Annotated in this window: 21 protein-coding genes; 5 read left to right on the top strand and 16 right to left on the bottom strand. The window is 73.4% G+C overall.

Features of this window, described 5'->3' with window-relative positions; translation table 11 throughout:
* Positions 1–90 precede the first annotated feature (90 nt).
* From ACFV4N_RS13745 to ACFV4N_RS13735, 3 genes are all read right to left on the bottom strand, one after another.
* A complete protein-coding gene (locus ACFV4N_RS13745) occupies positions 91–1,545 on the bottom strand; it encodes a cellulase family glycosylhydrolase (protein WP_499672849.1) in 1,455 nt (484 codons plus the stop codon).
* A 156-nt stretch (positions 1,546–1,701) separates the two neighbouring features.
* On the bottom strand, positions 1,702–2,109 hold the full coding sequence (locus tag ACFV4N_RS13740) for a type III secretion system chaperone family protein (protein WP_499672848.1): 408 nt from the start codon (positions 2,107–2,109) through the stop codon (positions 1,702–1,704).
* A 4-nt stretch (positions 2,110–2,113) separates the two neighbouring features.
* The gene (locus tag ACFV4N_RS13735) at positions 2,114–2,662 is read right to left on the bottom strand and encodes a TetR/AcrR family transcriptional regulator (RefSeq protein ID WP_499672847.1); all 549 of its coding nucleotides are present in this window, start codon (positions 2,660–2,662) and stop codon (positions 2,114–2,116) included.
* A gap of 46 nt (positions 2,663–2,708) precedes the next feature.
* Between ACFV4N_RS13735 and ACFV4N_RS13730 the strand changes: the two genes are divergently transcribed.
* Positions 2,709–4,322, top strand: coding sequence for an AMP-dependent synthetase/ligase (locus ACFV4N_RS13730; RefSeq protein ID WP_499672846.1), 1,614 nt, complete (start codon positions 2,709–2,711; stop codon positions 4,320–4,322).
* Here ACFV4N_RS13730 and ACFV4N_RS13725 read toward each other — a convergent pair.
* From ACFV4N_RS13725 to ACFV4N_RS13690, 8 genes are all read right to left on the bottom strand, one after another.
* On the bottom strand, positions 4,286–5,065 hold the full coding sequence (locus ACFV4N_RS13725) for a DUF998 domain-containing protein (protein WP_499672845.1): 780 nt from the start codon (positions 5,063–5,065) through the stop codon (positions 4,286–4,288). The two genes, ACFV4N_RS13730 and ACFV4N_RS13725, sit on opposite strands and share 37 nt — an antisense overlap.
* A gap of 40 nt (positions 5,066–5,105) precedes the next feature.
* Positions 5,106–5,675: a DUF305 domain-containing protein gene (locus ACFV4N_RS13720; protein ID WP_499672844.1), complete on the bottom strand. Its 570-nt coding sequence runs from the start codon at positions 5,673–5,675 to the stop codon at positions 5,106–5,108.
* 36 nt (positions 5,676–5,711) lie between these two features.
* Complete coding sequence (locus ACFV4N_RS13715) at positions 5,712–6,716, bottom strand: LacI family DNA-binding transcriptional regulator (RefSeq protein WP_499672843.1); 1,005 nt, start codon at positions 6,714–6,716, stop codon at positions 5,712–5,714.
* 56 nt (positions 6,717–6,772) lie between these two features.
* Positions 6,773–8,476, bottom strand: a complete 1,704-nt coding sequence (locus tag ACFV4N_RS13710; RefSeq protein WP_499672842.1) for a discoidin domain-containing protein — start codon at positions 8,474–8,476, stop codon at positions 6,773–6,775.
* Positions 8,473–9,342, bottom strand: coding sequence for a DUF1996 domain-containing protein (locus ACFV4N_RS13705; RefSeq protein WP_499672841.1), 870 nt, complete (start codon positions 9,340–9,342; stop codon positions 8,473–8,475). The genes ACFV4N_RS13710 and ACFV4N_RS13705 overlap by 4 nt, the downstream gene beginning before the upstream one ends.
* A gap of 407 nt (positions 9,343–9,749) precedes the next feature.
* Positions 9,750–10,325 (bottom strand): isopentenyl-diphosphate Delta-isomerase, encoded by a 576-nt coding sequence (idi, locus tag ACFV4N_RS13700; protein ID WP_499672840.1) that lies wholly within the window; start codon positions 10,323–10,325, stop codon positions 9,750–9,752.
* 97 nt (positions 10,326–10,422) lie between these two features.
* Complete coding sequence (locus tag ACFV4N_RS13695) at positions 10,423–11,496, bottom strand: 3-dehydroquinate synthase II family protein (RefSeq protein ID WP_499672839.1); 1,074 nt, start codon at positions 11,494–11,496, stop codon at positions 10,423–10,425.
* Between the two features lie 38 nt (positions 11,497–11,534).
* Complete coding sequence (locus tag ACFV4N_RS13690; RefSeq protein ID WP_499672838.1) at positions 11,535–12,332, bottom strand: 2-amino-3,7-dideoxy-D-threo-hept-6-ulosonate synthase; 798 nt, start codon at positions 12,330–12,332, stop codon at positions 11,535–11,537.
* 212 nt (positions 12,333–12,544) lie between these two features.
* Between ACFV4N_RS13690 and ACFV4N_RS13685 the strand changes: the two genes are divergently transcribed.
* A complete protein-coding gene (locus ACFV4N_RS13685; protein ID WP_499672850.1) occupies positions 12,545–13,498 on the top strand; it encodes a LysR family transcriptional regulator in 954 nt (317 codons plus the stop codon).
* Between the two features lie 121 nt (positions 13,499–13,619).
* On the opposite strand, the gene ACFV4N_RS13680 is transcribed toward ACFV4N_RS13685, so the two are convergent.
* The gene (locus ACFV4N_RS13680; protein ID WP_499672837.1) at positions 13,620–14,033 is read right to left on the bottom strand and encodes an SLATT domain-containing protein; all 414 of its coding nucleotides are present in this window, start codon (positions 14,031–14,033) and stop codon (positions 13,620–13,622) included.
* Positions 14,030–15,391 (bottom strand): hypothetical protein, encoded by a 1,362-nt coding sequence (locus ACFV4N_RS13675; RefSeq protein ID WP_499672836.1) that lies wholly within the window; start codon positions 15,389–15,391, stop codon positions 14,030–14,032. Before ACFV4N_RS13675 ends, ACFV4N_RS13680 begins: the two co-directional genes overlap by 4 nt.
* Positions 15,392–15,467: 76 nt before the next feature.
* Between ACFV4N_RS13675 and ACFV4N_RS13670 the strand changes: the two genes are divergently transcribed.
* The 3 genes from ACFV4N_RS13670 (at position 15,468) to ACFV4N_RS13660 (ending at position 20,408) form a co-directional block, all read left to right on the top strand.
* Positions 15,468–16,865, top strand: coding sequence for an SDR family NAD(P)-dependent oxidoreductase (locus tag ACFV4N_RS13670; protein WP_499672835.1), 1,398 nt, complete (start codon positions 15,468–15,470; stop codon positions 16,863–16,865).
* 304 nt (positions 16,866–17,169) lie between these two features.
* Positions 17,170–18,147, top strand: coding sequence for a P-loop NTPase family protein (locus ACFV4N_RS13665; protein ID WP_499672834.1), 978 nt, complete (start codon positions 17,170–17,172; stop codon positions 18,145–18,147).
* Positions 18,144–20,408 carry a hypothetical protein gene (locus tag ACFV4N_RS13660; protein WP_499672833.1) on the top strand — a complete coding sequence of 755 codons (2,265 nt, stop codon included), beginning with the start codon at positions 18,144–18,146 and terminating at the stop codon, positions 20,406–20,408. The genes ACFV4N_RS13665 and ACFV4N_RS13660 overlap by 4 nt, the downstream gene beginning before the upstream one ends.
* A gap of 374 nt (positions 20,409–20,782) precedes the next feature.
* Here ACFV4N_RS13660 and ACFV4N_RS13655 read toward each other — a convergent pair whose 3' ends face one another.
* The 3 genes from ACFV4N_RS13655 to fxsT all read right to left on the bottom strand — a co-directional run bounded on the left by ACFV4N_RS13655 (position 20,783) and on the right by fxsT (position 26,697).
* Positions 20,783–21,826 carry a hypothetical protein gene (locus ACFV4N_RS13655; RefSeq protein ID WP_499672832.1) on the bottom strand — a complete coding sequence of 348 codons (1,044 nt, stop codon included), beginning with the start codon at positions 21,824–21,826 and terminating at the stop codon, positions 20,783–20,785.
* 157 nt (positions 21,827–21,983) lie between these two features.
* Positions 21,984–22,946: a hypothetical protein gene (locus tag ACFV4N_RS13650; RefSeq protein ID WP_499672831.1), complete on the bottom strand. Its 963-nt coding sequence runs from the start codon at positions 22,944–22,946 to the stop codon at positions 21,984–21,986.
* Between the two features lie 19 nt (positions 22,947–22,965).
* Positions 22,966–26,697, bottom strand: coding sequence for an FxSxx-COOH system tetratricopeptide repeat protein (gene fxsT / locus ACFV4N_RS13645; RefSeq protein ID WP_499672830.1), 3,732 nt, complete (start codon positions 26,695–26,697; stop codon positions 22,966–22,968).
* Between the last annotated feature and the right edge of the window lie 116 nt (positions 26,698–26,813).

Below are 26,813 nucleotides of genomic sequence, written 5' to 3'. Positions count from 1 at the left end.
GTTCACGTGCTCGTCCGCGCCGCCCCCTTCTCCCACCTCGCAGCGTGAGGGCGGGGTCCCCGCCGGGGACCCCGCCCCGTCACGGGCGCCTCAGCTGGTCGGGAAGTCGTCCGGCGTGCGCATCCGCTCGCGGATCCACTGGCCCGCGGGCTTCAGCACCGACGTGCCCGAGAACGAGTTGCCGGCGCAGGTGCCCTCCTTGAACACCGCGCCCGACCGGAAGTCGTCGGAGAAGTTCCAGTTCGTCCAGCCGATCTTGTTGGCCGCCAGGAAGTCCAGGTACTTCTGGCTGTACGCGAAGTCGTTGGCGCCGTCGCCGGTGTAGGTCTGGGTGCCGAACTCGGTCACGAAGATCGGCAGCCGGGCCGCCGCGCGGGACAGGGCGGCGAAGTACTCGTCCTGGTGCGACGCCGCGTAGAAGTGGAACGTGTACATGAAGTTCGTGGCGTTGATCGGGTTGTTGACGATGTCCTGCTCGGAGCGGCCGTCCGAGACGCCGAGCGAGCCCCAGCCGTGGGTGCCGACGAAGACCACGCCGTCCGGGTCCTGGGCGCGGATGACCGGGATCATCTGCTCCGCGTAGGACTTGATGGCCGACCACGGCACGCCGTTGGGCTCGTTGGCGATGTCGTAGATGATGTTGGTCTTGTCGCGGTGCCGCGAGGCGACCTCGGTGAAGAACGTGCGGGCCAGGGCGAGGTTGGCGTTCGGGTCGCCCGGCGAGAGCTGGTGCCAGTCCACCAGCGCGTACAAGCCGCGGCGGGTGGCCTCCTCGATGTAGCCGTGCACCAGGTCGGTGAACCGGCGCGGGTCGGTCTCGTAGCCGCCCTCCTGCACGTACATCGAGATCCGCAGGACGTCGGCGCCCCAGTCGGAGGCGAGGGCGTCCAGGGAGGCGGGCTTGACGCACTGCGCGTACCACTGGATGCCGTGCGTGCTCATGCCGCGGAGCTGGATCGGCTTGCCGTACTTGTTGCACAGCTTGGTCCCGCACACGCGCAGCTGCCCGTTCACGTCGGCGGGGCGGCCGGGCGCCGGGCTGCCGGCGGTGACGTCGAGCCGGTCGAGGTTGGGGCCGCCGGCGGCGGTGGTGGCGGTGACGCGGACGCGGTTCACGCCCGCCGCCAGGGTGACGGGCGCGGTCGCGGTGCGCCAGGTGCTCCACGCGCCGGTGCCGGGGAACGCCACGCCGACCGCCTGGGCCGTCCCGTTGACCGAGATGGTCATCGGGCGGTTGGTGGTGGTGCCGTTGGCGTACCGGAGGGCCAGGGTGGCGGGTCCGGCCTGCGCGGTGACGGTGAACTCGACATGGCCGCCGGACGCGTTGTCGTAGTTGACGAAGCCGCTGCCGGTGTAGCCGGCGTGGTTGGACTCGACCACGCCGTTGGAGATCGCCGCGGCTTCGGCCTGGTGCTCGGTGGTGGACAGGGCGATCGGGGCCGCCGGGGCTTGCGGAGCCGCCGGGGCGGCCTGGGCCCAGGGCGCCGGCACGGCCAGCAGGGCGGACGCGGCGACGGCCGCGAGCCATCGGGGACGGGGTGCCACGGTGGTGCCTCCCACGGGTCTCGGGGGTGAACACGGCGGCGGCGGATCAGTTAGGAAACTTTCCTATCTGTTGTCGGGGATCACAGCACCCCCGCGCGTCCCTGTCAACGGTCCCCGCAGGTCCCGTCCCCGTACCGGTCGGGACCGGTACCCGCGTCAGTAGTCGTCGCCCCCGAAGAAGGTCTCCTCCAATCGGTCCGCCGTGCCCGCGAGCAGCGCCAGGGGCTCGGTGAACTCGTGGATGTCCAGGTGCGAGAGTGGCAGCGAGTGCCGCAGCACGACGTGGTCGCCCATGACCGCCGCCCCGCACGCGATGGTCGAGTTGCCGACCTCGGTGAGGAACGCCAGCAGGTCCACGTCCGCGGCCAGGCCGATCGGCGAGGCGATCTGCACCCACTCGTGCTGCCGGTCGAGCACCTCGCGGACCAGGATGATCACCTGCGTGCGCTCGTCGTCCTCGTCGAACTGCTCGAAGTTGAACAGGATGCGGATCTCGTCCTCGTTCTCGGAGATCACGTCGTAGGTGTCGTGGACGTAAGCGGCGAGGTCGCCCCAAGTGGCCATGCGATCACCCTACGGGCGCGACGGCCCCCCACACCGCGTCCGCCACGAGACCGACCGAGGACCGCAGGTCGAAGCCGTGCAACAGGTACCGCCGGGCGCACTCGTGCGCGGGTCCCATCACCACCGGGTCCAGCGCCCACAGCGGCACCGCGCGCAGCTCGCCCGCCGCCATCCCGGCCGCGAACCGGCGCGCCACCGGCTCGAACGCCGCGAGCTTCACCGCGGGGTCCGCCGACTGCGGCGCGGCGTAGAGGAACCGGGCCCGCCCCGGGTTCCCGACCACCCAGTCCAGGTACCGCGCCACCACCGCGCGCACGGCCCCCTCCGCGTCCTCGATCTCCAGCGCGGGCGCCAGCGCGGCCATGCAGTGCGCGAAGCTCTCCCCGTACAGCACCGCGAACAGGCCCGCCCGGCTGCCGAAGTGGTGGTAGACGCTGCCGTTCGACACCCCCGAGCGGGCGGTCAGCGCGCTGATCGTGACCGCGTCCAGCCCTCCCTCGGCGACCAGCGCGAGGGCCGCGTCGAGCACGGCCTGCTGACTAGTCGATCTCACACGGGCTAGAGTACCGCTCTAGAGCGTCGCTCCAGAGGAGGACACCTTGGCCCGCTCCATCCCCGACCTGCTCCGCGAACGGGTGCGCGCCACCCCCGACCGCGAGGCCCTGCGCCGGCGCGACGGCGACACGTGGACCTCGATGACGTGGGCCGAGGTCGGCGAGGAGGTCCGCAGGCGCGCCCTGGGCTTCCGGCAGCTCGGCGTGCGCGACGAGGCCCGGGTGGCGATCATGGCCGCGACGAGCGTCGACTGGGTCCTGACCGACCTGGCCGTGCTCGCGGCGGGCGGCGTGACGACCACCATCTACCCGAGCAGCACGCGCGAGGTCGTCGCCCACATCGTCCGCGACTCCGGCAGCGCCCTGGTGGTGGCCGACCCCGAGCTGGTCGACCGGGTCGACGCCAAGGTGATCACCCCCGACTGGGTGCCGGACGGCGAGCCCGCCGGCGACTACGACGCCATGGTCGACGAGCTGACCCCCGACCGGCTGGCCACGCTCATCTACACCTCCGGCACCACGGGCACGCCCAAGGGCGTGGAGCTGACCCACGACAACTGGCTGCACACCGCCGAGGCGATCGACGAGCTGGGCGTCCTCGGCCCCGAGGAGCTGCACTTCCTGTGGCTGCCGATGTCCCACGCGTTCGGCAAGGTCCTCCAGGTCGGCATGATCGCCACCGGCACGCCCACCGCCGTCGACGGCGACGTGGACCGGATCGCGGCCAACCTCGCCGAGCTGCGCCCGACCGTGGTGGCCGCCGCGCCGCGCATCTTCGAGAAGATCCACCAGCGCGTGGTCGCGTCGATGCGCGAGGCCGGCGGCGTGAAGGCGAAGCTGTTCGAGTGGGCGCTCGACGTCGCCGAGCACCCGACGTGGGCGCTGCGCAACAAGGTCGCCGACAAGCTGGTGTTCGCCAAGCTCCGGGACCGCGTCGGCGGCCGGATCAAGTACTTCATCTCCGGCTCCGCGCCGCTGTCCCTGCCGGTCGCGGAGTTCTTCGCCAAGGCGGGCATCACGATCCTGGAGGGCTACGGCCTCACCGAGTCCTCCGCCGCGTCCTTCGTCAACCGGCCGGGGTCGAACAAGCTCGGCACGGTCGGCCGGCCCCTCGCGGGCACCGAGGTCCGCATCGCCGAGGACGGCGAGGTGCTCATCGGCGGGCGCGGGATCATGCGCGGCTACCACAACCTGCCCGAGGAGACCGCCGAGGCGCTGGACGACGGCTGGCTGCGCACCGGTGACGTCGGCGAGCTGGACGAGGAGGGCAGGCTCCGGCTCACCGACCGCAAGAAGGAGCTGATCAAGACCTCCGGCGGCAAGTACGTGGCGCCGCAGGCGGTGGAGGGCCTGATCAAGTCCAACAGCCCGTACATCGGCAACGTGCTGGTGCACGGCGACCAGCGCAACTACTGCGTCGCGCTGGTCACCATCGACCCCGACACCGCGCCCGCCGACCTGGACGCGGACGCCGAGGTCGGCCGCGCCGTGGAGGCCGCGAACGCCGGGCTGGCCCGGCACGAGACGGTCAAGCGGTTCGCCGTGCTGCCGGAGGACTTCAGCGTCGAGGACGGCACCCTCACCGCGAGCCTGAAGATGCGGCGCAAGGAGATCGAGAACCGCTACCGGGACGTCCTGGACGGGCTGTACTCGGGCTGAGTGGCGGCCTGGGGGGTGGGCTCAGTGGCGGGCTGGACGGCGGGCTGGACGGCGGGCGGCGGGGCCGGCCTGGTCGCCGCCGCGGCGCACGCGATCGCCCACACCCCGGCCACCAGCACCGCGACCACCTCGGTGAGCACCAGCACGCGCTCGACGTAGCCGAGGGGGAACACGCGCCACCACGACCTGCCGGTGACGGCGTTGACCAGGATGGCGTACAGCAGCGGGGTGAAGGTGAGCGCGGAGAGCAGGCCGAACCGGAACGTCCAGCGCGCGTGGGCGCCCCACGCGGCGTCGCGCACCCAGGGCCGGGCCAGCAGGACCATCGCGATCGGCAGGCTGATGAACGCCAGCAGGCTGCCGAAGCGGTGGATGCTGCCGCTCACGCTCGGGCCGATCGACCAGTCGTTCTTGGGGAAGACCACGACCAGCGCCAGGCCGACCGACCACGCGGCGAACGCCAGCGCGCCCACCGAGTGCCACCGGGCCACCCCCCTCCCGACCAGCACCGCGAGGATCGCCAGCGAGCCGAGCACCAGCAGCACCACCCCGGTGTCGAACACCCAGCGGTACGGCCCGAGGGCGTACTCGCTGATGGTGCGGCGCAGGTGGAAGGTGGACTCGGTCAGCCGGAACAGGTCGAGGCCGCCGATGAGGGCCACGGTCAGCACGACGGCGGCCGCGCCGGCGAGGGCGACGTAGCGGGCCGGGGAACGGGTCGGCGCGGGGTCAGCGGTCAGCACACCGGACGAAACGGACGGTTGCCGCCGGGTGTTCCGGTGTTCAGGGAATCGACAGCTTCGACAGGTAGTCGCCGCGCGACTCCTCGATGTCGCGGGTCAGCGCCAGCAGCCCGGCGTCGGCGCCCGCGTGCAGCTCCGCCCTGGCCACGGCGGCGGACTCCTCGAAGTGCTTGCGCAGCAGCACGCGGGCCTCGGCGTCGAACTCCGCGCCGGTCAGCCGGTCGGCCGCCCGGAACTCGTCCCGCGTGATCATGCCGGGCATGTCGTGGCCCTCGTGCTCGCCGAGGTAGGTCTGGCCGGCCCTGGTCAGCACGCCGTGCAGCCGGGTCAGCTCGCCGCGGTGCCCGACGCCCGCGCGGGCGGCCAGCTCGGCCAGCGCCGGGTCCGCCGAGCGCGCCCGCACCGCGTCCAGCAGCGGCAGCGCCGACTCGGCCTGCGGGATGGCCAGTTGCACGTAGGCGGCGTCGGTCGGGCTCAGGCCGCCGGTCGTCGACGGCGTGGTGGGCGTCGTCGTGGGGGGTGGCGGGGCCGTCGTCGGGGCCGGGTCCGCGCCGCACGCGCCCACCACCAGCAGGACTACCAGGGAGAACAGGACCATCAACCGACGCACGCGCACTCCTGGGAAGGTCGTGAGCGCGTGGACGGGTCAGCCGGACCGCCGGACCACCAGGGTCGGGGCGAACACGACGGAGCTGATCGGGCGGTCCGGTCGCTCGACGCGCTCCACGAGCAACCGGGCCATCTCGGCCGCCATGTCCTCCACGGGTTGCCGCACCGTGGTCAGGGGCGGGTCGCACTCGACCGCGGGGCTGCTGTCGTCGAACCCGACCACCTTCACGTCCTCCGGCACCCGCAGGCCCCGGTGGCGCAGCACCGGCAGCGCGCCCGTGGCCATCAGGTCGGAGGCGACGAACAGGCCGTCGAACCCCCGCTCCGGGTCCGCCACCAGCCGGTGGGCCGCCGCGGCGCCGCCCTCGCGGGAGAAGTCGCCCTCGACGACCAGGGGTTCGGGCAGGCCGTGCCGGGACACCGCCTCGCGGAAGCCGCGCAGCCGGTCCTGGCCGGCCGGCGCCTCCAGCGGGCCGGTGATGGTGGCCACCCGGCGGCACCCGCGCGCCACCAGGTGGTCCACTGCCAGCGCCGCGCCCGCGGCCTGGTCGACGTCGACGTAGGTGATCGACATCGGCCGGACCGGGCGCGCGGCCAGCACGACCGGCAGGTTCGACTCGGTCAGCAGGCGCGGCAGCGGGTCCGCGTCGTGCGTGTGGATCAGGATCACGCCGTCCAGCCTGCGCTGCCGGACGTCGTCGACCACTTCCTGGTGGCCGCCGGGATCGGTGGTGGTCAGCACCAGCTGCACGCCCAGCGGGCGAATCACCGGCAGCACGCCGCTGACCACCCGGCCGAAGTACGGGTCGTGCAGCGTGCGCCCCTCGTCCGGGAGGACGAGCCCGATCGCGCCCGCCCGCCGGGTGACGAGCGAGCGCGCCGCGCGGTTGGGGGCGTACCCGGTCGTGGAGATCGCCTTCTCCACCACCTGGCGCAGCTCCCGGTCCACCGTGGCGACCCCGTTGACGACCCGGGACACCGTGGCCCGGGAAACACCCGCGACCCGCGCGACCTCTTCCAACGTGACTGGTCTGCGGTCCACGCCAGCCTTTATACCCGGCGGTGCGGCCCCACCTCCGTGGAACCGCACCCCCGGCGTCACTGGTAGACGCGGACGTAGTCGACCAGCATGCGCTGCGGGAAGACCGTGCCGGCATCCGGCGGACCGGGCCAGTCACCGCCCACCGCGTTGTTGAGCAGGATGAAGAAGGGCTTGTCGAACACCCACGGCCCGCGGGTCGCCTCCACCGTCGCCTTGTCGATGGTGAGGACCGTCACGCCGTCGATGCTGAACGTGATGCCCCGGCTGTTCCAGTCGGCCCGGAACAGGTGGAACGCGTTCGCGTAGTCCTGGCCGATGTCGCGCACCTGGCCGATGCCGCCCCCGCCGGAGTAGGCCGGGCCGTGGATGGTCTGGTACGCGGTGTTCGGCTCGCGGCCGAGGTGCTCCATGATGTCGATCTCACCGCTCGCGGGCCACGGCGTGCCCTTGAAGATGTCGGTGCCGAGCATCCAGAACGCGGGCCACAGGCCCTTGGTGCCGGACACCTTGATCGACGCCTCGAAGCGCCCGTAGGTCCAGGACGCCCTGCCCTCGGTGATGATGCGCGCCGAGGTGTACTGGCACGTGCCGCTGCCGCTGACCGGGTCGACCGGGCACGCCGAACCCGGCGTGACCTCCCGCCTGGCCTCCAGCACCATGTTGCCGTTGCCGTCGGTGAAGGCGTTGCGGTTGTCGGTGTAGTACTGCAGCTCCGCGTTCTGCCCGGTGCCGACCTCCGGCCGCCACTTGGCCGCGTCCGGCCGCGTGCCCGCCGGCGCGTTGAACTCGTCGCTCCACACCAGGCGCAGCGGGTCGCCCGGGTCCGGCGCCCGCGGCGGTGGCGGCGTGGGGCTGCCGCCGGTGCCGTAGACCTGGAACTCCCACAGCGAGTACCCGTACGGGCCGCTGCGCTTGGTCAGGTTCACCCGGACGTAGCGGCCGGTGCCCGTGACGTCCAGGGTCTGCTTGAAACCCGTGCCCGTCGTGGTGGTGTGCACCGTCGTCCAGCCCGAGCCGTTCTCCGAGGTCTGGACCTGGAACCCGGTGGCGTGCGCCGGGTCCCACTGGAGCACGACCCTGGTGACGCGGGCGGTCGCGCCCAGGTCGACCTGGATCCAGCCCGGGTCGACCCAGCCGGTGGTGGGGCTGGTGGCCCACCGGGTGGCCGGGTTGAGGTCGGTCGCCTTCGACGGCGTGCACCCCGGGCACGCGCCGTCGTCCTGGAACGACGAGGCGGTGGCGGGCTTGTTGTACGACAGGAGCTGCTCGGAGCCGCCGGGAGGTCCGCCGTCCGTCTCGACGCGGACGGCGAGCTCCCACAGCGACACGCCGTACTGCGTGGCGCGGGCCGTGGCGTTCAGGCGGAGGTAGCGGCCGGTGCCGGTGAAGGAGAGGTGCTGCACCCCGCCCGTGCCGGTGGTGGTGGAGAACACCGTGGTCCAGGCGTTGCCGTCGGCGGAGACCTGGAGCTGGTAGGCCGTGGCGTGGGCGGCCTCCCAGTTCAGCGTCGCGCCGCAGACCTGGCGGGTGGCGCCCAGGTCCACCCGCAGCCACTGCGGGTCGGCGAACGCGCTGGACCAGCGGGTGCCCGGGTTCCCGTCCACCGCGGAGGCGGCGGTGAACGGGCTCCCGGCCTCCACCGACGACGCCGTCACCGGTGCGTTGAGCGCCGCGTTGGCCGTGCCGCACTCGGCCGCCCGCGCGGTGACCGGGACGAGCAGCGGCAGGGCCAGCGCGGCGACGGCGATGAGCCGCTTCACGACGGGCGGCCGTCCGCGCCGCACTTGATGATCGGGTTGATGCAGTCGCGCACCCGGCGGGCCAGCTCGGCCTCCGGCCACGCGTTGAAGAAGTCGCCGTGCATCGTGTAGCCGGGTCCCGAGGCCAGGCGGAAGCCGGCCGGGCTGCCGCTCACCGGGTAGCGCAGCACCTGGCGGAGCTTGGGCACCGGCACCGGGTGGGTGGACGGGCAGGCGCCGCCGACCGGGTAGGACATGTGGGACTTGTGGTCGGCGGAGTCCAGGTCACGGCCGTTCCAGCACTGCGGGAAGTCCAGGTAGGACTCCAGCATCGTGCCGGCGGGGCAGGTGACGAAGTCCTTGGACGAGCCGACGTGGCCCGCGTGCAGGCAGGACCACCGGGCGTTGGAGGTGGGGTCGTTCACGCCGGTGGCCTTGGCGTTGCCGGCGATCATGCGCAGGCCCAGCGGGAAGGGCTGGATGCGCGCGGTGACGTCCTCGCGGACGCCCTCGCCGAGGTAGTAGAACGTGGTGCCGGTCGGCTCCACGGGCTGGTTGTTCACGTACAGGGTGGGCACCCAGTACGAGGACAGGTCGATGCCGGGGTTGCAGCTGCTCGTGCTCGCGAGCAGGGAGTTGACGGTCGACCGGGCGTTGGTGCTCCGGTTGCCGAAGAAGCTGTGCATGTGGGAGGCGCCGGGCAGGTTGGGGAAGACGATCGGGTCGTCGGGCAGGCGGTGGGTGTACGGGCACTCCGCGAGGAACTCGGCGACCCGCACGACGTTGGCCCCGACCTCCCCCCGTGCCCCGGGCGCGGCGGACCCGGGCGCGGTGACGAGGGCGAGACCGCACACGGCGGCGGCTGAGGTGGCGACGACCGTGACCATGCGACGCCATCGGCGAATGGTGGGGATCACGACTCCCCTTTCGTAGAGTTACGAGCGGGTTTCGGGAGAGCGCTCTCACAACGGAACGTAAGCTCACCCCCAGCACCAGTCAAGGAAAGAACCCGTTTCCGGTCAGACCGTAACGCCCGCCGAGAGAGCGCTCTCCGCTCCCCGCACCACACACCCGCTCGGAACGCATGACTCGCCGGTTCCGAACGTACGACTCACCTGACCGGAACGTACGACTCGCGATGCCTGACCGGAGGACACGCGGGGTGGAAGCGCTCCCACCCGGCGTGTCATGCGTTCAGGACGCGCGTGTCATGCGTTCAGGACCGGTGAGTCGTACGTTCGAGGTGGGTGAGTCGTACGTTCAGGCGTGGCGAGTTGTTCACTCGCGAGTAGGGCTAGAGGGGGAGGGCGGCGGGCAGGGCCTCGGGTGAGGCGCTCGGCCAGGAGAGGGGGTCCGGGCCCAGGGTGTGCAGTTCGGCCACCTGGAGGGCGCACCACGGGGAGATCGGGCGGACGCCCGCGAGGACCGCCGGGGCGAAGTCCGACCAGGGGACCCACTCGAAGGAGTCGACCTCGTCGGAGTTGGGGACCGGGTCGGCGGTGACCCGGCCGCGCAGGACCGGGCACATCTCGTTCTCCACGACGCCGTTCTCCATGACCGCCCGGTAGCGGAACGCGGGCAGCACCAGGTCGAGCGAGACGTCCGCCAGGCCCAGTTCGTCGTGCAGGCGGCGGGTGACGGCGGACAGCAGCCCCTCCCCCGGCGCCGGGTGGCCGCAGCACGAGTTGGTCCACACGCCGGGCCACGTCTTCTTGTGCAGCGCGCGCCTGGTCAGCAGCAGCCGCCCGGCGTCGTCGAACAGGTAGGACGAGAACGCCAGGTGCAGCGGGGTGGACGCGTGGTGCACGGAGGCCTTGTCGGCGACGCCGATCCCGACCCCCTGCTCGTCCAGGAGCACGACTTGTTCCACGCGCCCACCCTGCCACACGGGCGATCACCCCGCGCTCGCGAGCACCTCCGTGGAGCCCGGAGGCGCCAAGAGGGAGCCCGGGGGCGGCCGGCGCCGCTCAGGACTCCTTGCAGAACTCGCCGATGGGGATGCCCACGTGCCGCTGCTCGGTCGCGATGTAGCCGAGCAGCTCGTCGCCGCGCTGCAGCTCGGTGACGTTGCGGACCTTCCCGCCGGGGCCGAGCACGCGCACGTGCCAGTCGTCCTGCACGGTCAGGCTCACCTCGACGCCCTCGGGCGAGTGCGCGGTGATGGTCAGGATCGGGCGCGATTCGAGCTTGGCCCGGCCGACGGTGAGCTTGCGGGTGCGGCCCTCGGAGTTCACCGCCAGCACCGTGCTGCCCGAGCGCAGCTCGGACAGGTAGTTGGTGCGGTTGTCCGGCCCGAGCACGTAGGAGTGCAGGGCGCCGGCGTTGACCCGGAACGGCCGGGTCGGCATGTACGGCAGCGGGTGGGTCTCGCTGCAGCAGAGGATGAAACCGGAGGAGAACGAGCCGACGAGGATGCCCTCGTCCTCCTGGAAGTGGGACGCGGTGTCCACACAGACCCGGTCGCCCAGGCCGTTGTGGGTGATGCCCTCGACGGTGAGGGTGGTCAGGTTCAGCGGCGGCGTGGTCGCCTCCAGCAGCCTGGCCAGCTGGAACACCTCGGTGGCGTCGCGCGGCGCCATGAGCACGCCGTCCGAGCCGTGCTCCAGCACGTCGAGCACGATGGCCGCCTCCTCCAGGTCGGCGACGACCGTGACCAGCTTGCCGGGCGCGCCGTCGGCGGCGGCGATGACGATCTCCAGCGGGATCTTCGTCGGGTCGGTGAACCCCACGATCGTGTGACCGAGCTTGACCGCGGCGCTGCACGCGAGCTTGAGCGTGCGGTCGTCGCGCACCTGCACGAACGCCGCGTCGACGGGGAGCGGTTCTCGCGGGTCCTGGTCGTCGACGACCACGGCGACCAGGTGCGGGCTCTCCACCGGCGCCTCGGTGACGAGGACCTTGGCGATCGTCGGTGGCAGGGTGTCCAGCAGGGCCGGGTCGTCGGACACGACGCCGGCGATGCGGGCGTGGACGGCGGCGTCGACGACTGCTTCGCGCTGCGCTTCGGGCACGGCGCGCAGGTCGATCCAGGCGAACTTCAACGGTGCTCCAAGGGGTGTCGGACCCGGGCGGCGCGGGGTCAGGACGAGGCCACGACGCCCGTCACGGCGCGGACCAGGTCCGCCCGGGGGTCCTCGTGGACGATCGAGGCCAGTTCCGCGACCAGCGTCATCGGCGTGGGCGAGGTGAACACGCGGCGGCCGACGGCCAGGCCCGCGCAGCCCACCGCCATCGCGGTGCGGGCGTGGTCGACCAGGCTGCCGCCGGTCGCCGGGCCGCCCGCCACGACCACGGGGATCGGGCAGCTGTCCACGACCTCGGCCATGCGCTCGGCGGGCAGCGCGAGGTTGGTCTTGACGATGTCGGCGCCCAGGTCGACCGCGATGTTGACCACGTGGGCGAGCAGCGCGGGCGCGTTCGGGTCGACGATGCGCGGCCCGCGCGGGTAGATCATGGCGATCAGGGGCAGGTTCCAGTGGTCGCACGCCTTGGCGACCACGCCGAAGTCGGCGAGCTGCCGCCCCTCGGTGTCCGAACCGATGTTGACGTGCACGCTGACCGCGTCCGCGCCCAGCCGGACCGCCTCCTCCACGTCGCCGACGAGCACCTTGGCGTTGGTGTCGGCCATGTGCGCGGTGCCCGCGCTCAGGTGGACGACCAGCGCGCACCCGCCCAGCACGGCCGGGTCGATGGTGCGCACTCGTCCTTTGTGGACGATGATGCCGTCCGCGCCGCCCACGACGACGGCGTCGACCAGGCCGTTCCACCGGTCGCGCGGCACCACCGGACCGTCGGAAACGCTGTGGTCGAGCGGGACGAAGAGGTACTTGTCGTCACGCGGGCGGGAAAGCCGTCGCAGTCGCAACGCTTTCCTCATGTCGCTCACACCTCCCGATTATTGCGGCGATGACCATGCAGCAGGGTGGTGTAGCCGGCGAGCGCGGCGGGAGGTGTGAACTGGCGATAACTCCTCAGTTATGCACCTGTTGGAGCAACGCCGTTCGGGCATCCTGAACAGAGCGTCATGCTCCGACACCCTCGCGGTCGGTGTTTGCCGTCATCCGATTGCCCTAGGCTGCGTCGGTGCACATGGAGATCAGGCACCTCCACGTCGTGCTGACCGTCGCGGAAGCGGGGAGCATCAGCCGGGCCGCTTCGCTGCTCAAGATCGCGCAGGCGGGCCTGACCGCCCAGCTGCGCCGCATCGAACGCGGGTTCGGTGGTCCGCTGTTCCTGCGCCGCACCGACGGGGTCGAGCTGACCGAGCTGGGCAGGCACGTCGTGCTGCGGTCGCGCGACCTGGTGGAACGCTTCGACGACCTGCTGGTCACGTCGCGCAAGCTGGCCGCCGAGCACGCCGGCACGGGCATCCGGCTCGGCGGGGTCGCCGGTTCGCTGACCCCGCTCCTGGTCGGCGTGGTGCGGTCGCTGTTGCCCACGCACCCGCAGACCACGCACATCGAGCGCAGCGCCGACGCGGTGCTGGAGCTGGTGCGCACGGCCAAGCTGGACCTGGCGCTGGTGACCGAGTTCCCCCAGGGCCCTCTGCGGATTCCCGAAGAGGTGGACTACCGCTCGGTGGTCTCCGAACCGATGTTGGTGGGCATCGCGAGCGGGCACCGGCTGTCCGGGCGGGGCGAGGTGCGGCTGTCCGAACTGGCCGACGAGGAGTGGGCCGTGCTCGACGAGTGCTACGGCGGCGGGCGGTTGAACCTCCAGCTCGCGTGCGAGGCCGCCGGTTTCACGCCGCGCTGCGCGCACTTCGGCGTCGACCCGGTGTCGGCCGCGGAGCTGGTGCGGTCCGCGCACACCGTGGCGTGCTTCTTCCCCACCGGCCACGACCTGCCCGGCGTGCTGCTGAAGCCGATCGTGGGCAACCCCGTGCACCGGCGCGTGATGCTGGTGTGGCAGCGGGACTGCGAGGCCGCCGAGTACGTCGAGGACGTCCACGCGGCGCTGCTGCGCGCCTACCAGGAGCGGACCTGGGGCCACGGGCGGTCGGCCAAGCTCGCCGCCACCGGGCTGACCGTGGCCGCCAGCTGACGCACGCGCCGGCTGTGCCCGAACCGGCTGTGCCCGAACCGGTGGGCACGGGGCGTAACGACCCGAGCGAGAATTCCGTTGCGGAAAACCGCACGGCGAACCCGGCGATTTCTTCCGGGTGTTAGCCCGAATGCCGCAGGACGCTTTCCACTTCGGCGCGGAAAGCGTCGACGCCGTCTTCTCCGCGTGGCGCGCCGTGGGCCTGGAGCACGTGGAGCAGCGCGACGCCGTCGGCGGAACGCCGCGACAGCTCCCGGAACGAGAACGCGGCTTCGCAGGCGGCGACCGCGCTCGCCAGGGCCGCCGCCGCGGTGGCCAGGAAAGCCCACCGGTCGCGGCGCGGCCCGTCCGCCACCGCGACCGCGCCGAGCGCGGCGGCCGCCGTGAACAGCAGCACGGTGACGGCGGTGGTCCAGCGGCGGGCGGTCGCGTAGCGGGCGCGGTCGCGCTCGAAGGCGGCGAGCCGGTCGCCCACCCGGTGGCGCAGGTAGGCGCGCAGGAACTGCTCGCGGTGGTCGTCGGGGGTGGTCGTCATGCCCGGTTCACCGGTTCGTGTCGGTAGCGCGCCACGGCCGCCGCCAGCTCGCGGGCGCGTTCCTCGCGCTCGGCGTCGTCGGCGGCGGGCGGTGCGGCCAGGTGGTCGAAGTACAGGGCGCGCAGCCGCTCGGCGCGCAGGTGGGCGTCGGGGTCCTCGCCGGTGCGGGCGACGACGGTCAGGACCGCCGCCACCGCGCCCGACGCGGCCAGCAGCACCCCGGGCCACGGCACGTCCCGCAACCAGGTCTGGAGGGCGGCGAACACCGTGGTGGCGAAACCGGCGGCGAGGGCGAGGGCGGTCCGGAGGCGGGCGCGCTCGCGGGTTCGGAGGGCGGCCACCTCGCACTCGTGCAGGGCCGGGGCGACCAGTTGGTCGGCGTCGTGGATCGCGTCGGCGAGCAGGGGGTAGTCGAGCACGTGGCCGGGGTCGACCACGGGGTGCGGCTCGGGCGGGCGGAAGCGCGGTCGCGGCCACACCGGGGCGGGCGGGGCGGTGGCGCGCAGGTCGGCACCGGGTCGGCCGGTCAGCACCCGGAGCAGGACGGCGACCACGTTGTCCGGGCCCTCGTCCACGTGGACGGCGGCCACGTGCCCGCTGCGGACCAGGACGGCCAGGTCGTCGGTGGCGGTCGCGGTCGCGGTGGCGGTGGCGGTGGCGGTGGCGGTGGCGGGCTGAGGCTCGGCGACCTCGGGCACGGTGACCTCGGGCACGGGAAGTCTCGCGTGTTCTCCGTGCTCCTCGTGTTCCCCGCCACCCGTGGTCAGGTGGCCGCGCACGATCTCGTCGGCCAGGCCGCCCGTGCCCGCGAGCACCAGCAGCGGCCGGTCCCGGCCCAGGTGCTCCACCAGCGCGGCGCGCGCCCGCTCGTCCCCGCCGACCAGCAGCGCGAGCGCCGGGCGCTTCGCACCGACCACGGCGTCCACCACCCGGAACAGCGCGGGCAGCTCCTCGCCCCACCGCGAGCCCGGCACCAGCACGGCCGTGTCGTGGTTGGCGTTCAGCCGGACCTCGTCGCCGGTCGGCTCGGCGTCCTCGGCGGCCACCCGGCCGGACGGCGCGACGCCCACCAGCCTCGGCCACCGCCCGTCCAGCGCCTCGGCGGCCAGCCCGACCAGGTGCGCCACCCCGGCGTCCGCGCCCGCCGTCACCACGACGGCGTCGGACCGGGCCGCGGCGGCGAGGACGGATCTGAGCACCGGCAGCACGGTCGCGGCCAGGTCGACGCCCGGGTCGTCCCCGGGGCCGAGCACCAGCAGCACGGGGCGGGCGCGGGGCAGGTGCAGGGCTCGCGCCCGGATGTCGGCGTCGGGGTGCGCCAACCGCCGCACCCGCGGACCAGCACCCGCTGTAGGCATGTCGGGCACCATAGCGCCGCTTCACGCGAAACTCACTCGTCCAGGTGGGATTTTTCGCGCGGGTAGAGTACTGCGCGTGTCGATTGACCCCGCTGAGCTGGAGATCGCCCTGAAGGTGCTCGCCCAGGTGGACGAACTGGACACCGAGCACCCCGACGCGGTCGCCGTCCGCCGGGCCACTGCCGGGATCTGGAAGAGCCTCCGCAAGCGCCGCAAGGCCGAGCGCCGCGCGTCCGTGTCCGCCGCCGACCGCGCGGTGATCGAGGCCACCGCGACCGGCTCGCCGTCCCGCATCGACGACGAGACCCGCGGCATCCTGCTCACCGAGCCCGAACCCGGCGCGAGGGCGGGCACCCTGCTGCGCGCCCGCTCCTGCTACACGTGCAAGGGCCGGTACACCGAGGTGGACGCGTTCTACCACCAGCTGTGCCCGGCCTGCGCGGCGCTCAACCGCGCCAAGCGCGACCAGCGCGCGGACCTGACCGGCAAGCGCGCCCTGCTCACCGGCGGCCGGGCCAAGATCGGCATGTACATCGCGCTGCGGCTGCTCCGCGACGGCGCGCACACCACCGTGACCACCCGGTTCCCGCACGACGCGGCGCGCCGGTTCGCGTCCATGCCCGACAGCGCCGACTGGCTGCACCGGCTGCGCGTGGTGGGCATCGACCTGCGCGACCCCGGCCAGGTGGTCCGGCTCGCCGACTCGGTGGCCGCCGCCGGCCCGCTGGACATCCTGATCAACAACGCCGCGCAGACCGTGCGCCGCTCGCCGGGCTCCTACGCGCCGCTGGCCGCCGCCGAGTCGATGCCCCTGCCGCCCGGTCCGATGCCCGAGCTGGTCTCGTTCGGCCGCACCGCCGAGGCGCACCCGGTCGCGCTCACCGCGGGCCTCGCCGAGGAGGTCGGGGCCACGCCCGCGGTGACCGCGCTGGCCCTGGTCGCCGGGTCGAAGGAGATCGACGCGGGCGGGCTCGTGCCGGACGAGGCCCCGGTCAACAGCTGGGTCCAGCGGGTCGAGGAGGTCGACCCGGTGGAGCTGCTGGAGGTGCAGCTCTGCAACAGCACCGCGCCGTTCATCCTGATCTCCCGCCTGCGCGCGGCGATGGCGGCCTCGACCGCGCGGCGCAAGTACGTGGTGAACGTGTCGGCGATGGAGGGCCAGTTCAGCCGCGCGTACAAGGGGCCGGGCCACCCGCACACGAACATGGCCAAGGCCGCGCTGAACATGCTCACCCGCACCAGCGCCGCCGAGATGCTGGAGACCGACGGCATCCTGATGACCGCCGTGGACACCGGCTGGATCACCGACGAGCGGCCGCACCCCACCAAGTTGCGCCTGGCCGCCGAGGGCTTCCACGCGCCGCTGGACCTGGTCGACGGCGCGGCCCGGGTGTACGACCCGATCGTGCGCGGCGAGCTGGGCGAGGACCTGCACGGGTGCTTCCTGAAGGACTACTCGCCCGCCCCGTGGTGACGCTGCGGCAGTGATCGGCCCCACGGTCACTCGTCACACTTCCGGCAGTAGCAACGCCGATGCGCCGTTCAGGTAGCGCGGTCGGTGAACGCGGCACGGTGTGCGACCGTGCGTCGGTATGGTGAAACTTTCGGCGGACCGCCGCGAGGGCGACGGGGGTGGGCATGGACGGCGATCGGGCCGGTCGAGCCTGCGCGCCGCCCGGACGCGCGGAACGTTCGCGGGAACGTGCGGGCCGCTCGCGCGAACGCGCCGGTCGGTTACCGGAACGGTCGGGCCGGTTACGAGGACCTGCCGGCCGGTCGTGGGAACGCGCGGGGCGCTCGTCGTGACCGCGCACCGCCGACAGGTCAACCCGTTCCCCCTGCCCGGCTGGGAGCACACGCCGATGCGGCCGCTGCGCCCGTTCGACCGGGAGGTCCACCGCGACTACTACGTGCCCGTGGACGGCAGCGAGCAGGCGTTCGAGGAGTTCCAGCACGAGATGGGCGACCTGACCGGCCTGCTGGAGGACGGCCGGTTGGTGCTGGTCACCGGCGAGTCGGGCTGCGGCAAGACCGCGCTGGTCAACCGGTGCGCGGACTGGGTGGTGCGGCGGCTGGCCGCGCAGGGGCTGCGCGGCGTCGTGCTGGACGTGACCGGCTGCCTGCCCACCGACCAGGAGCTGTCCATCGACCAGCGCATCACCGAGGTGTGCGACCAGCTGTTCGACCTGCTGGTGGACCACGCCGCGCTGCGCCCGGACGCCGAGGAGCAGCTCCGGGACGTCCGGGACGTGCCGCGCCGCGTCTTCCCCCGGCTCGGCCGGGCGCTGCGGGAGGACACCTCGCTGATCGTGCTCCTGCCGAGCCCGAACGAGCTGGTCGACGAGGTGATCCGCTACGCGCGCGTGCTGCGCAGCGCCAAGGTGCTGTTCCTGACCGAGTCCGCGTTCCTGAGCCCGGACGACGTGGCCGACGTGGTGCGCCAGCTGGAGACCTGGGTGCCGCCGGTGGCGCTGCGCGTCGGCCTGCTCGACGAGGGTGACGCGCGGCGATTCGCGGCGGACCGGCTCGACCGTCACGCGGAAGCGGGAAGTTATCCACGGATGAGTGATGATGCGGTCGAATTGGTGGCGAAGCTGTGCCAAACGGTCGCCATGCTCCAGAGATTTTTACACGGCACCTACGAGCACAAACTCGAATCGGGGCTAAGCTACACCGAAGCCGACCTGGTCTCCGTCGAGGACATCAGGGCGTTCTTCAACACGAGGTCCCGGAATGGACTGGGGATTGGGCCATGAGCGGCAGCAGCGAACTCCCGCCCCCGCGGAAGAACCCCTTCTCGCCGATGGCGGTCGCCCGGATCACCGAGTTCGACGCGACCCCCGACGCGATCGACGTGGCGATCACCACCGACGCGACCAGGCAGGCGCTCGCGCACCTCACCGCCTACCTCGACCAACGGCCCGCGCGCGGCGGTGACCGCACCGGCACCGTGGTGGCCGTGCTCGGCGACTACGGCACCGGCAAGACCCACCTCGCGGTCCGGCTCGTCCGGCACGCCCGGCAGGTGCTGGCCGACCCGACCCACGCCCTGTACCTCGACGCGACCGCGGACAGCTTCATCGAGCTGTACCGCCGGTTCATGCGCAAGCTCGGGCGGGAGGGCGTGCGGGCGCAGGTCAGCGAGTACTACGCGGACATCGTCGCGGACTCGCTCCAGTCCTCCGGCCTGACCAGCGACATGCTGGACTGGCTCGGCAGCAGGCAGCTGGAGCCGCAGGAGGTCGTGGAGCGGCTGGGCCTGATGGAGAGCGCGCTGCTGCGCAAGGTCCAGGACACGCTGCGCGAGGTCACCAACAACAAGGACTTCGGCACCGCCCTCACCCTGCTGCTGCGGCCCGGTTTCGAGCACTCGGTGTGGTCGTGGCTGCTCGGCGGCGCGCCGGACCAGGTGCTGGTGGAGCGCGGCATCACCACGCCCATCGACGACGAGGTGGCGGCGCTGGAGGCCATGGGCGTGTTCGCCCTGCTGTTCGGCGGCAGGCAGCGGCGGTTCGTGCTGGCGGTCGACGAGCTGGACAAGATCTTCTCCGCGGACAGCAGGCCGCAGAAGCGGACCATGGCGGCGTTCCAGACGCTGCTGCAGGTGTTCGCCAAGGCCGGCGCGTGCCTGGTGCTGTGCGGGCTGCCGGACTTCAAGTCGGTGCTGCCGCCCGCCGTGCGGCAGCGCATCCCCTACACCGTGGTGATGTCCGGGCTGAGCCAGGCGGAGGTGCGGGAGTTCGTCGAGCTGGCGCAGGAGCCGCTGTTCGGGCGGCGGCAGCTCGCGCCGTTCACCGCCCACGCGGTCCGCTACCTGCGCGACATCGCCCGCGGCAACGCGCGCAACGTGATCCGGCTGTGCCACCGGGTGTTCCGGGCGGCCGACGACGCCGAGCGCGCGGGCGGCGAGTTCCTGGTCACCGAGGACGCGGTGCGGCAGGCGGCGCGCGAGCTGTTCGGGTCGCTGAGCGCGGACGACGTCGAGGGCGTGGTGCGGCGGCTGCTGGACGCCAACGGGTTCGACCACCTGCACCGGCACGTGCTGGGCGTCGGCGAGGAGTCGCTGGCCGACTTCTGGGTCACCTTCCCCGACCGCACCGGCGGGTGCGCCGTGCTGCTGACCAGGTCGCTGCTGGACAACGCCGACCTGGACGCGGTGATGCGGCGGATCACCGCGGTCCGCGAGGCCGACCCGGGCGCCGAGCTGGTCCTGCTGGTCAACGGCGTGGTGGCGGACGCGGTGGCGATGCAGCTGCGCGAGCTGCTCGGGCGCGAGCCGCTGGTGTACGTGGACCGGACGTTCCCGGACGACTTCAAGGCGTTGATCGGCGCGGCGGGCAAGCGGCTGGGCGGCGAGGACGACCCGCTGACCGCGCTGCGGGTGCAGATGGAGCGGCTGACGCGGCAGCAGTCGAGCATCTACGGGTTCATCGAGCAGTTGGCGGAGCACGTGGACGGCGTGCGCACGTCGTCGGACCGGCAGCTCGGCGCGATCCAGCGCCAGTTGGGCGTGCTGGCGGGCGACGCGCCGCCCCGCGCCTCGGGTGGCCGGCTGCCCGGCGAGGTGGAGCGGCTGTTCCGGGACGCGGTGGACGCGTTGGAGGACCTGACGCAGGTCGACGCGATGTTCGCGGAGGCGTTCGACCACGCGCCGACCGCGACGCAGGAGGCGGTGCACCGGCGGCTGCGGGCGCCGGAGTTCACCAGGGCGGCGGCGCAGGCGCTGGTGATGCAGCGGGCGGTGCAGGCGTTCCGGGCGGCGGTGTCGCAGTGGTACCAGTCGGCGGGCGACCCGGACGCGGAGGACCGGCTGGAGGCGCTGTGCGTGATCTACGACGACATCGCCGAGTTCCTGCCGCTGTTCACCCTGGAGCCGCTGTTCAGCCTGCCGCCGTGGTCGGCGCGCGCGGGCAACCTCGTGACCGAGGTCAACCAGGGCACCCGGCGCACCCGCGTGCACCACGCCCTGCGCAACCTGAGCCCGCGCGTCCGCCGCGCCGTGGACCGCTCCACCTGACGACCCCGCACCCCCGACCGCATGACTCGCCGGCCTCGACCGCATGACACGCCCGACCGGACCGCATGACACGCCGGTCCTGAACGCATGACTCGCGGGTCCTGAACGTACGACACGCCGGTCCTGAACGTACGACACGCCCGACCGGAACGTACGACTCGCGATGCCTGAGTGGAGGACACGCGCGGGAAAGCGCTTTCACCTCGCGCGTGTCCTCCGGTCGGACACCGCGAGTCGTACGTTCAGGCATCGCGAGTCGTACGTTCGTGACCGGCGAGTCATGCGTTCAAGGCCCGCGTGTCATGCGTTCGGAAGCCGCGTGTCATGCGGTCAGGACCCGCGAGTCATGCGTTTGAGGCCCGCGTGTTGTGCGGTCAGGGGGTTGGGCGTGGGGTGGGGCGGGAGGTGGGGGTGGGGCGGCTGGTGGGGGTGGGGGGTGCTGGGGTGAGGGTTAGGTGGGGGTGCGGGCGTGGGGGTGGGGTTGGGCGTGGTGGGTGCAGGTGGTCGTAGAGGCCGTTGGCGGTGGCGTTGAGGAGGTTGATCACCACTACGGCGGGGGCCACCACGGCTATGGCGCCCGGGAAGGTCGGTTCCAGGAGGAGCGCCAGGATGACGGCGGTCAGGCCGTTCTGCTGGCCAAGGGCCAGGCGGGTGCGGTCGCCGCGCCAGCGGCGCGGGGTGGTGACGGCCAGGGCCACCACGGCCTGCGAGGCGTAGGCGGCGCAGCCCAGGACCGCGCCGACCAGGGCCAGGGGCCAGGTGAACTCGAAGGCCAGCACGAGGCCGACGGCGGCGGTGGCGGCGAACATGCCCGCCTCGGCCAGGCCGTCGACCCACCTGCCCAGGTTCGGGCGGAAGAACAGGCCCAGCAGGGCCAGCGCGAGCAGCAGGGAGTGCTGGACCGCGACGAAACCCAGGGCCAGCACGGCGGCGGCCATGGCCGCCCGCACCGGGTAGCGCACCAGCCGCCGGGCGCGTTCGGCCACCTCCACGCGCCGCCGCACCAGGCTCCACAGCGCGTACGCCACGCCGGCCAGCGCCAGGTTGAGCACCAGGTCCACCGCGAACGAGCCCACGCCGCCGACCGCGCCGCCGCGCAGCGCGTACGCCGTGATGTAGACCGTCAGCAGCACGGTGATCGGGTCGTCGAACGAGGCCCACGCCGCCAGCAGCGCCTTCGCCGAGTCCGACATCTTCGACTTGGCCCGCACGGCGGCCACCGACAGCGGGTCGATCTGGGCCACCGCGACCGCGAGCACCAGGTGCTCCGGCTCGCGGAACACGAAGAACACCGCGCCGAAGATGAGCGCGACCTTGGCGAGCACGCCCAGCGTCACCGCGACCACGACGGTGCGGAACTCGCGGCGGAATTCGCTGATGGCGATACCGCTGGTGCTCGCGTACAGGCCGAATCCCAACAAAGCGGTGATGAAAAACGCGTAAATCGGGGAACGGTCGACTTCACGAAGTCCGAACTGCCAGGCGGCGAGCCATCCCGCACCGAGGGCGGCCAGGAGCGCGGCCGAGCGGATCGCGGGCTTCACGCAATCACGGTAAAGAGGAACAGGGGCGCTTTCAAGGACCGAACGGAGTGAGTTCCGCGCTCAACCCGGACATTCGATCATCGGCCGAGCTGACCCGCGCCTGGTCGATCGTCACGCCCACCAGGTACTCGCCGGCGCGCTGCCGGTAGTAGTAGACCGCGCCCATCTCGACGTCGAGCACGAGCCGCACCAGCCGCCCGCCGACCACCGGGGCCACGGCCCGGTTCAGCTTGGTCGCCAGCGCGCCCAGCTCGGGCACGAACCCCTGGTAGAACCGCCGCCGCGCCTCGACCGTCACCTGCTTGAAGAACGGCGCCAGCGACGGGTCGCCCAGGCAGTCGACCATGACCCGCACCTCGCCGTCGACCACGTGCGCCACCAGGTGCAGGTCCCGCGCCCGCACCGCCGACAGGCACGACGTCAGCGGCCCCTCCCCCACCGTCACGTGCGGCTCCGCGTCGTCCACCGCGGGCAGCGCCGCCACGTCGTCCGCGGTCTCCCACCCGCCGGGGTTGAGCGAGCCCAGGCTCAGCTCGGCGCGCAGCCTGGTGGCGAGCCCGGCCACGGCCCGGTCCGCCTCGTCCACCGCCGGGTGCCCGAACAGCGGCCCCGCGCCCGCGTGGTCGAGCACCAGGCCGACCACGTGCTGGGTCGGCACGACGGAGTCGCAGAACAGCGCGCCCTCCTCGGTGTGCAGCACGACGCGGATCAGCCGGCCGGTGCGCACCTCCTGCAACGACCGGTCGAGCGCGGCGACCTGGAACGTGAGGTGCCTGCCGAGCCGCTTCAGCTCCTCGCGGCGGGTGCCGCCGGGCAGCGCGCCGGGCGGCGCGGGCGGGTCGCCGAGCGCGTCGACGCCGAAGTCGAACACGCCGCTGCTGTAGTGGGCGAGGTAGTGCAGCGCGGGGCTGGTGAGGATCGCCGCCCGGCAGGCGTGCCTGGTCGTGTCGAACTCGGGGCCGAGGTGCTCGGCCTCCTCCTCGTACAGCTCCACGCTGCCTCCTCCGGCGGGCTCAGGTGTGCGGGACGTCGACATCGCACTCCCGCCAGTCCTGGTCGGCGGGGTGCGGGGCCAGCCGCAGGTTGTGCGCCGCGACGGCGGTGTGCGGGTGGTCGGGGCCCAGGAACTCGACGCAGTCGGCGTGCGCCTCGGCGATCAGCTCGGCCGCGCGGTCCACCTCGCCCGCCGACAGCAGCACCCTGGCCTCGTCCACGGCCGCCGCCAGCGTCCACGGGTGCGTGTCGCCGAGCCGGTCGCGCAGGGTCGACGCGGCGGACGCGACGTGGCCCACCGCGCCGGCCGCGTCACCCGCCGCGCGCAGCGCGAGGCCGAGGCCCAGCTCGCACAGCGCCACGAACGGGTGGTTCTCGCGCAGCCCCACGTGCCGCAGGAAGCCGTCCAGCGCGGTCCGCGCCAGCTCGACGGCCAGCTCCGGGTCGCCGCCGACGCGCCGGTGGTCGGCGGCGAAGCTCAGCGCGCACCCCAGCGTGTACGGGTGGTGCGGGCCGATGACCTCGCGGTAGTCCCGCAACGCCTTGCCGGTGCGCTCCTTGGCGGCCCTGGTCCGGCCGACCAGGCGCAGCGCGATGGCGTAGTTCCGGTGCACGCCGATCTGGACCTGGTTCAGCTCCGGCCGCAGCGCCTGGAGCTGCTGGGAGGCGGTGAGCAGCGACTCCAGCGCCTCCGGGTAGCGGCCCAGCTCCCGCTGGTAGAGGCCGAGCTGGGCGAGCGTGGTCCAGGTCCGCGGGTCGTTCGGGCCGAACAGCCGACGCCGGCGGCGGTAGTTGTCCTCCTCCACGGCGAGCGCGCCCGCCGCGTCGCCGGACAGGTACATCGAGGCCGCCAGGTTGTTCGCCGCCCGGCGGGTGTCGGGGTGGTCGTCGCCGAGCACCGTGCGCAGGCCCTCCCAGGTGGCCTGGTCCTCGGCCAGCGCCTCGGCGAACAGGCCGAGCCCGCGCAGGTCGCCCGCGCGGCCCCGGGCGGTGATCAGGGGCTGCGGGTGGGTGAGGTCCAGCGCGCGCCGCTGCTGGGCCAGCGCCAGGTCGTCCAGGCGCAGCGCCTCGACCGGTTCGCCGAGCACGCGGTGGACGTTGGCGAGCTGCGCGGCCAGCCGGTTGCGCAGCGGGTCGGCCGCGCCGAACCGCTCGGTCCACGAGTCCAGCAGCTCGCGGCCGGGTCCCAGCGCCGCGCGCCGCACGCCCGCGCCGCCGTCGGTGAACAGGAACCGCACCTGGTTGACCAGCCAGCGGCGCACCGCCGGGTCGTCGCTGCCCAGCGCGCCGGACGGGAAGACGTGCCGCTGCAGCTCGGTGAACCGGGCGCGGCGGGTCGGCGAGTTGTCCTCCACCTCGGTCGGGGCGAGCGTGGCCAGCGCGCGGAGCACGTCCGCCTGCCGCGCGTCCCGCTCGGCCGGCGGCATCGCCTCGCGCAGCGCGCGCTGCACCACGCGGTGCATCCGCAGCGTGTACTGGTCGCCCCAGTCGACGCGGAACAGGCCGTGCCGGGCGCCGTGCCAGAGCACGCGGTCCACCTCGCCGGCGTCCAGCTCCAGCGGTTCGGCGTCCACCCCGCCCGCCGCGACCAGCCGGTCGAGGAACGCGCGCGAGCGCACCAGCCCGAGGTCCGCGCCCTCGGGCGAGAGGAACGAGCACAGCTGCGCGACCAGCACGGCGAGGCGACCGGTCGCGCTGTCCCGCAGCGAGTCCGCCACCACGCCGACGACCCGCGCCACACCGTCCACTTCGGACCGGTCGAGGTGCTCGAACAGGGTGCGGGTGGCCCACGCGGCGGCGTCGGCGTCGCGGGAGCCCGCGCCCAGCTCGGCCCGCGCGGTCTCGCCCAGCCACGACGACACCACGTCCAGCGACAGCGGCAGGTGGTCCACGGCGTCGGCGACGCGCCGCGCGTCCTCGACGGTCAGGCCGGGCACCCGGTCGAGCAGCAGCCGCGCGCTGTCGTCGGCGCGCATCCGCGCCAGCTCCAGCTCGGCGTCGCCGTCCGCCGCCGAGGTGACCAGCACGTGCCCGGTGGCGCCGGCCGGCAGCAGGTCGGAGATCAGGTCGAGGTCGTCGGCGTTGTCGTAGACCAGCAGGAACCGGGCATAGGCGGGGTCGCCGGCGAGCCGTTCCAGCGCGGCCAGCGTGCCGTAGTCGGTCGACCCGGGCTGGCGCAGCCGCGCCGCCAGCTCGGCCAGCGCGCCCAGCAGGGCCTGCCGGTCGTGCGCGGGCAGCCACCACACCGCCGAGTAGTCCGAGGAGAACCGGTAGGCGTACTCCAGCGCCAGCTCGCTCTTGCCGACGCCGGACACGCCGTTGACGGTGAGCACGGCGCGCTCGTCGCCCGCCGCGAGCAGGCGGTCGCGCAGCTCCTCCAGGTCCTCGTCGCGGCCGACGAACGCGGGATGGCGCGGCGGCAGCCCGAACGCGTGCGGGTGCGAGCCGGGCACCCTCATGCCGGGCTCGTGCTCGGTGCCGGGCCGGTCGATCAGGCCGAAGTGGCCCAGCAGCCGGGCGCTCAGCGCCTCCGGGGTGTGCTCGTGCACGGACAGGCCGTCGTCGACCGGGTCGTCCTCGGCCAGCGCCAGCCGCAGCACGGTCAGCGGCCGGTCGGGCAGCACCACCGGCCCCAGGTGCGGTGAGGACAGCACCACCACGCCCGGCGGTTCCGCGGCGGCCAGCCACGACCGCGCGTCGGCCAGCGGGCGGACCCGCGCGCCCGCGCGCTCCAACTGGCCGCGCACCCAGTCGAACCACGGGCGGTCGCGCGGCGCGTACGCGACCACGACCCGGTCCGGCTCGGCGTCCGACGCCAGGCCGAACACCCGCCGGTAGCGGGCGCGCAGCACCGGGGACACCGGCGGCGGCTCGGTGACCGCGCCACCGGTCACGGCCGCGGCGAGCCTGCCGTACTGGGTCTCCAGCACGCCGCTGCCCGGCTCCTCGACCAGGATCGCCAGCAGCGGGTCGAACGCGTCGTAGGGCCGGTAGGGGATCTCGACCGCGCCGCCGTCGGGCACCCGCTTCGGCTGCCCGGCCAGCAGCTCGGCGAACGCGGCGTGGATGGCCGAGCGGATGCGCCGGGCCCGGGACTGCTCGTCCGCGTCGTCGAACAGCGTCGCCACCGGCACCACGTCGATCCGGATCGGCGCGCGCTTGCGCAGCCGCGACGCGAGGTCCGCCGCGTCGGCGATGGCCCGCGGGCGGGGCCGGAAGCACACCACGGCCAGCTCGCACAGCGTGGCCACGAGGGTCAGGGACTCCTCGCCCGCGCCGGTCGGCGCGTCGATCAGCACCTGGTCGTAGTCCGACTCGGCCAGCCGGGCGCGCAGCTCGGCGATCGCGCCGGGGTCGCCGTGGCTGGTCTCCGGGCGCGGCCTGCCCGCCTGGTCCGTCGGCATCGGCGACACCACGTCGACGTGCCCGGCGGCACCGCCCTCGCCGGCGGGCGGCGCGAACCGCTCCACCGCGGGCAGCGGGTCCTCGTCACCCGGGGGTTCCGCCCGGTACGCGGCGAGCAGGCCGCGTCCCAGGGCGTCGGGTAAGCCCCGGCGGGACACCAGGAACGGCTCCAGGTACTCGCGGACGCGCGGCACCTCCGAGCCCCAGTCGACCACCAGCACCCGGCGGCCGGCGGTGGCCAGCACCCAGGCCAGGTTGGCCACCGCGCTGGTGCGCCCCGTGCCGCCGGTCGCCGACAGGAAGGCGGTGACCGCGGTGTGGGGCGGGGTGTTGCGCGGGCTGCTCATGCGTTGCTCCAGGGCGGCGGAGGACTTGGGGATACCGGGATCGCGGGCGCCGCGCCCGCCCTTCAACCGCGGTTCACCCGAACGGCCGCGCGCACCGCCGACACCGCCGTGGCGGC

The sequence above is a fragment of the Actinosynnema sp. NPDC059797 genome, assembly GCF_042732085.1.
Classification (GTDB): domain Bacteria; phylum Actinomycetota; class Actinomycetes; order Mycobacteriales; family Pseudonocardiaceae; genus Actinosynnema.
This window is presented reverse-complemented; position numbering and strand designations above follow the sequence as displayed.

Excerpts from the sequence above, each read along its gene's own strand:
- ACFV4N_RS13740 (WP_499672848.1), bottom strand. The coding sequence starts at position 2,109 with ATGGCCACTTGGGGCGACCTCGCCGCTTACGTCCACGACACCTACGAC.
- ACFV4N_RS13705 (WP_499672841.1), bottom strand. The coding sequence starts at position 9,342 with ATGGTCACGGTCGTCGCCACCTCAGCCGCCGCCGTGTGCGGTCTCGCC.
- ACFV4N_RS13690 (WP_499672838.1), bottom strand. The coding sequence starts at position 12,332 with ATGAGGAAAGCGTTGCGACTGCGACGGCTTTCCCGCCCGCGTGACGAC.
- ACFV4N_RS13685 (WP_499672850.1), top strand. The coding sequence starts at position 12,545 with ATGGAGATCAGGCACCTCCACGTCGTGCTGACCGTCGCGGAAGCGGGG.
- ACFV4N_RS13680 (WP_499672837.1), bottom strand. The coding sequence starts at position 14,033 with ATGACGACCACCCCCGACGACCACCGCGAGCAGTTCCTGCGCGCCTAC.
- ACFV4N_RS13675 (WP_499672836.1), bottom strand. The coding sequence starts at position 15,391 with ATGCCTACAGCGGGTGCTGGTCCGCGGGTGCGGCGGTTGGCGCACCCC.
- ACFV4N_RS13660 (WP_499672833.1), top strand. The coding sequence starts at position 18,144 with ATGAGCGGCAGCAGCGAACTCCCGCCCCCGCGGAAGAACCCCTTCTCG.
- fxsT (WP_499672830.1), bottom strand. The coding sequence starts at position 26,697 with ATGAGCAGCCCGCGCAACACCCCGCCCCACACCGCGGTCACCGCCTTC.